Origin of the sequence: Microbacterium sp. (assembly GCF_052102115.1) — a bacterium.
GTDB lineage: Bacteria > Actinomycetota > Actinomycetes > Actinomycetales > Microbacteriaceae > Microbacterium.
The window spans coordinates 341-4,775 of record NZ_JBQDVP010000097.1 but is presented as its reverse complement, the minus strand read 5'-3'; the positions used below and the strand labels follow the sequence as shown (position 1 = coordinate 4,775).

Annotated in this window: 5 protein-coding genes; 4 read left to right on the top strand and 1 reads right to left on the bottom strand. The window is 67.4% G+C overall.

Translation table 11 applies throughout. The features are described 5' to 3' along the window. On the bottom strand, nucleotides 1-661 hold a 661-nt coding region (locus ACTICP_RS15790; protein ID WP_441893988.1), incomplete at its 3' end, for an Hsp70 family protein. A gap of 324 nt (nucleotides 662-985) precedes the next feature. Here ACTICP_RS15790 and ACTICP_RS15785 point away from each other — a divergent pair. From ACTICP_RS15785 to ACTICP_RS15770, 4 genes are all read left to right on the top strand, one after another. Then, complete coding sequence (locus ACTICP_RS15785; protein WP_441893986.1) at nucleotides 986-1,654, top strand: hypothetical protein; 669 nt, start codon at nucleotides 986-988, stop codon at nucleotides 1,652-1,654. After that, nucleotides 1,624-1,845, top strand: coding sequence for a hypothetical protein (locus ACTICP_RS15780; RefSeq protein ID WP_441893984.1), 222 nt, complete (start codon nucleotides 1,624-1,626; stop codon nucleotides 1,843-1,845). The genes ACTICP_RS15785 and ACTICP_RS15780 overlap by 31 nt, the downstream gene beginning before the upstream one ends. 123 nt (nucleotides 1,846-1,968) lie before the next feature. Beyond that, nucleotides 1,969-2,913, top strand: coding sequence for an EamA family transporter RarD (gene rarD, locus ACTICP_RS15775; protein WP_441893982.1), 945 nt, complete (start codon nucleotides 1,969-1,971; stop codon nucleotides 2,911-2,913). Nucleotides 2,914-2,965: 52 nt separating this feature from the next. Beyond that, the gene (locus tag ACTICP_RS15770; RefSeq protein WP_441893980.1) at nucleotides 2,966-4,222 is read left to right on the top strand and encodes an ABC transporter substrate-binding protein; all 1,257 of its coding nucleotides are present in this window, start codon (nucleotides 2,966-2,968) and stop codon (nucleotides 4,220-4,222) included. Nucleotides 4,223-4,435 lie beyond the last annotated feature (213 nt).

Sequence of the window (4,435 nt, the reverse complement as noted above, 5' to 3'; positions counted from 1 at the left end):
GCAGCAGCGCGTCGTCGAAGTTCGCGCCGCCGAGGTGCTCGATGCGCACCTGCTCGCCGACCGACTGGTATCGGCCGCCCGAGCGCGTGCGCAGCACACGGGCATCGAATCGCGTGCCGCCGAGGTCGTACACGGCGAGCAGTCGACCGGATTCCAGCGGATGGGATGCCGCGAGCTGGGCCGCCGCAGCCTCGGACTCGCTGATGAGCGCGGGGTCGTCGATGCCTGCACGCTGCAGGGCCGCGCGCAGTCGTTCGAGCCGGTGCCCGCCCCACGATGCGGGGTGCGTGATCGCGACCAACTCCGGCGGATCCCCCTCCGCCGCGGTGACCTCGTCGACGATCCAGGCGCACAGGCGCGCGACGAGGTCTTCGGCGGGCACCGCGTGAACCCCGATGGCGATGGGAGTCTCTGTGCCGACATCCTGGGCGAACTCGCGTGTGAGCCGCCGCGGATCCGACGTGCCGAGCCGCTCGGCATCGGTGCCGAAGACCAGCGATCCGGTCTCGTCGATGAGCGCGGATGAGGGAGCGCTGTGCTCGCTAGCGCTTAGCGAGAACAGAACTGGAGTGTCGTATGGGCCTCGCGTCGCGTGGGCGACCGCCGCTGTGACACGACTGTTGCCGACATCAATCGCGAGAGCGAAAGGAGTGTCTCTCACGTCATTTGATGATCGCGGAGCGGGGGCACAGTCCCGTGATCGGGTGATTCGTCACTGCTGGGTGGTGCTTACCATAGTCCCCTTCGAGGCGGAGCACCAGAGAGATATTCAATTCGAAGGACTTATTTCTGCGGGGCCGGCGGCTGACGCTTCTTCGCGCGCCATTTCGTGGCATCCGCCCCATCGATCGATGCTGCGTCTGCCACAACATGCAACGGATGCTGCGAGCGAGCCGCCCGTGGACTCGTTCTGCACAGGTGTGGGGTGCGGGCGCCGCCTGTGAAGAGCGGTCCACGGAACGATACGGGAGTGGATGCTGTGCTGATGACCAAGCCCGAAGACATCCGCCTGGTGCGCGCGCGTGATCGCCGTGCCGATCCGCTCGACTACCGGCAGGTGCGCCGTCACCTGGCGTCGGAGACGGTCGTCAGAGTCGCCCCCGGCACCTACGCGACCGCGAGCAGCTGGGAATCCTTGAAGCCGATCGATCGACACCTCGTCCGGGTGCGAGAGGCGATGGAGCGCTCACGTGGACCGCTCGTGCTCTCGCATCTGGCCGCAGCCGCCCGCTGGGGCATCGACATCCTCGGCTCCTGGCCGGATCGGGTCGACACCCGCGTCGAGCGTGCGACCGGGGGACGGGCGAGCGGGCGGCTGCGCCGGCGCGCCTGGGGGATCGACGGAGTCGATGTGACCCCGTGGGAGGGACATCTCGTCACGACACCCGCCCAGACCGCTGTGGATCTCGCCTCTGTTCTCAGCTATACCTCGGCCGTGATCGTGATGGACCAGGTGCTCTGGGCGCGGCGTGGGGGCGGTGCACTCGCGACCCCCGTCGACATCGAGAGGGTGCTGCGCGAATCGGCTCCGGCCCGCGGCATCCGATCCAGCTCCTTGACGGCCGGTGGGTCTATCCCGACTTCTACTTCGCAGACTTCGACCACGCGGCAGAGTTCGATGGCGTGGGCAAGTACCTCGATCCGGCGCTGCTGAACGGCCGCACGCCGGCGCAGGCGCTGGTGGCAGAAAAAGACCGCGCCGACGGGCTCGCGCGGGTCGTCTCGAAGCTGTCGCGCTGGCGCACTCCGGCCCTGAAGGATCCGCGCGTGCTGTACGACATCCTCGTCGCGGCCGGGCTGCCGACGCGCAAGGGCCGTCCGCCCGCTGGCGCCGTCTGGCGCTGAGGCCCGTTCGCGCGGCATTCCGTGGCATCCGCCCCATCGATCGATGCCGCGATTGTCACAAGGTGTAGCGGATGCTGCGGGGCGGGGGCCCGCCTCGCGCGCCGGGACACCTAGTGTGGAGCAGTGAGCATCGAATCCACGCCGCGCACGCGGGCCGCAGGCGCAGCGTACGCCGCGGGTGCCTACCTCCTCTGGGGGTTTCTGCCGCTGTACTTCTTGCTGCTCGTGCCCGCCGGCCCCTGGGAGGTCGTCGGCGCCCGGGTGCTGTTCTCGCTCGTGTTCTGCGTGCTGCTGCTCACCGTCATGCGGGGCTGGCGCCGCATCCTGGCGATCATCCGGCAGCCGCGACTGCTCGCCTGGACCGCGCTCGCCGGCGTCCTGATCTACGGGAACTGGCAGGTGTTCGTCATCGGCACCCTCAGCGGCAATGTCATCGAGACATCGCTGGGTTACTTCATCAACCCGATCGCCACGGTACTGCTGGGCGTGTTCGTGCTGCACGAGCGCATCCGCCGATTGCAGTGGATCGCGATCGGCGTCGCCGTGGTCGCCGTCCTCGTCATCATCGTCGCGTACGGCTCCATTCCCTGGATCGCCCTGGGACTGACGGCATCATTCGGGCTCTACGGGCTGGTCAAGAAGAAGATCGGACCAGCGGTGGATGCTGTCAGCGGCCTCACCCTGGAATCCTTCTGGCTGATCCCGGTGGCCGTCGTGCAGCTGATCATCGTCGCCCAGACCACGGGGATCACCTTCGGCACGGTCAGCGTCTGGCACACCGTGCTCATGCTGTTCGCCGGGGTGGCCACGGCCGTCCCGCTGCTGCTGTTCGCCGCCGGGACGCGGCGCATCAACCTCGCGGTGATCGGGATGATCCAGTTCATCACGCCGATCATGCAGTTCCTCACCGGCGTGCTCTTGCTGCACGAGCCGATGCCCGCGGAACGCTGGATCGGATTCATCATCGTCTGGATCGCGGTCGGCATCTTCATCGTCGATCTGCTACTGGCGGCCAGATCGTCCAGATCGTTAGCGCACCGATACCCACCGGCACCCCCTGCGCCATAAAGTGGGATCACCCCGAGTATGCCCGCCATGCTCGTCGTCGCAAAGGAGCACTATGAACCGCACACAGTCGCGCACGAAGTGGCTTGCCGCCTTCGCCCTGGCAAGCGCATCGGCGCTTGTGATCACGGGCTGCGGAAGCAACGCGCCCGCACCGGAATCCGATGAAGGAACGAACACCGAGCGTCCCGCTGACGTCGACCTGACGTTGCAGCTCGGGTCCCTTCTTCCCTCGACAGGAACCCTGTCGTTCCTCGGCGCTCCGATGGAAGCCGGCGTCCAGCTCGCCGTTTCCGAGATCAACGAGGCGGCAGCCGGCGTCCAGGTCGAACTCACCTCCGAAGACGAGGGCGACCTCGACAACAAGGCCTACGAGACCTCGATCACGAACCTGCAGAGCGCCGGCGTCACCGCGATGGTCGGAGCCGCGTCGTCGAGCGTCACGAAGCTGATCCTCGACGGCAACGCCGGTGCCGGCATCGTCACCGTGTCGCCGTCGAACACCTCGGCGGAGTTCACCGGCATCAACCCGCTGTACTTCCGCACCGCCCCCAGCGACAACCTGCAGGGTGAGGTCCTCGGCAACCAGATCGCCGAGGATGGGCACAAGACCCTCGGCATCATCTACCAGAACGACCCGTACGGTACCGGTCTGTTCGATGCCATCAAGTCGACCTTCGAGAGCACCGGTGGCGAGGTCGTCGCCGACGCGTCGTACAACCAGGGTGACGGACAGTTCAACGCCCAGGTGCAGACGATCGCCGCCGCCAACCCGGATGCTGTCGCCATCGTGTCGTACGACCAGTTCGCCACGGTCGCTCCGCTGCTGGGCAACGCCGGCGTCGACACAGGTGCGCTGTACCTCGTCGACGGAAACCTGAAGGACTGGCCCGACCTCGGAGTGAACCTCGAAGGCTCGAAGGGCACGCGCGCAGGCGCTGAGCTGCCCGACGACTTCATCGACCAGCTCAACGAGGTCTGGACCGCCGAGGGCAACGAGCCGATCGACGCGCTGACCTACTCCGCCGAGGCGTACGACGCCACGATCCTCATCGCCCTGGCGGCGCTGCAGGGCGTATCGGTCGAGGGCGAGGACATCGCCGCCGCCATGCAGCAGGTCTCCGGTGGTTCCGGCGAAGGTGAGAAGTGCACCAGCTACGCCGACTGCGCCGAGATCATCAACGGCGGAGGAACGGCCGACTACGACGGCTACTCCGGCGAGATCACGTTCAATGACGACAACGACCCCGAAGGCGCCGCGATCGGCGTCTACGAGTTCGACGCCGACAACGTGCACGCGCGCATCAAGTAACAGCAGCTGCACAGAAGGCGCCCCGGATCCAGCATCCGGGGCGCCTTCGTCCGTCCGGCATCCGCCCCCCGGCATCCGCCCCCCGGCATCCGCCCTGTCCGGCATGTCGGGGAAAATGCGGGACCGGGCGCGTCGCACCCGCCATTTCCCAGACATGCCGCTGGGGCGCGTCCGGAAAGATGCGGGTGCCGGCGCCTGCGACCCGCAATTTCC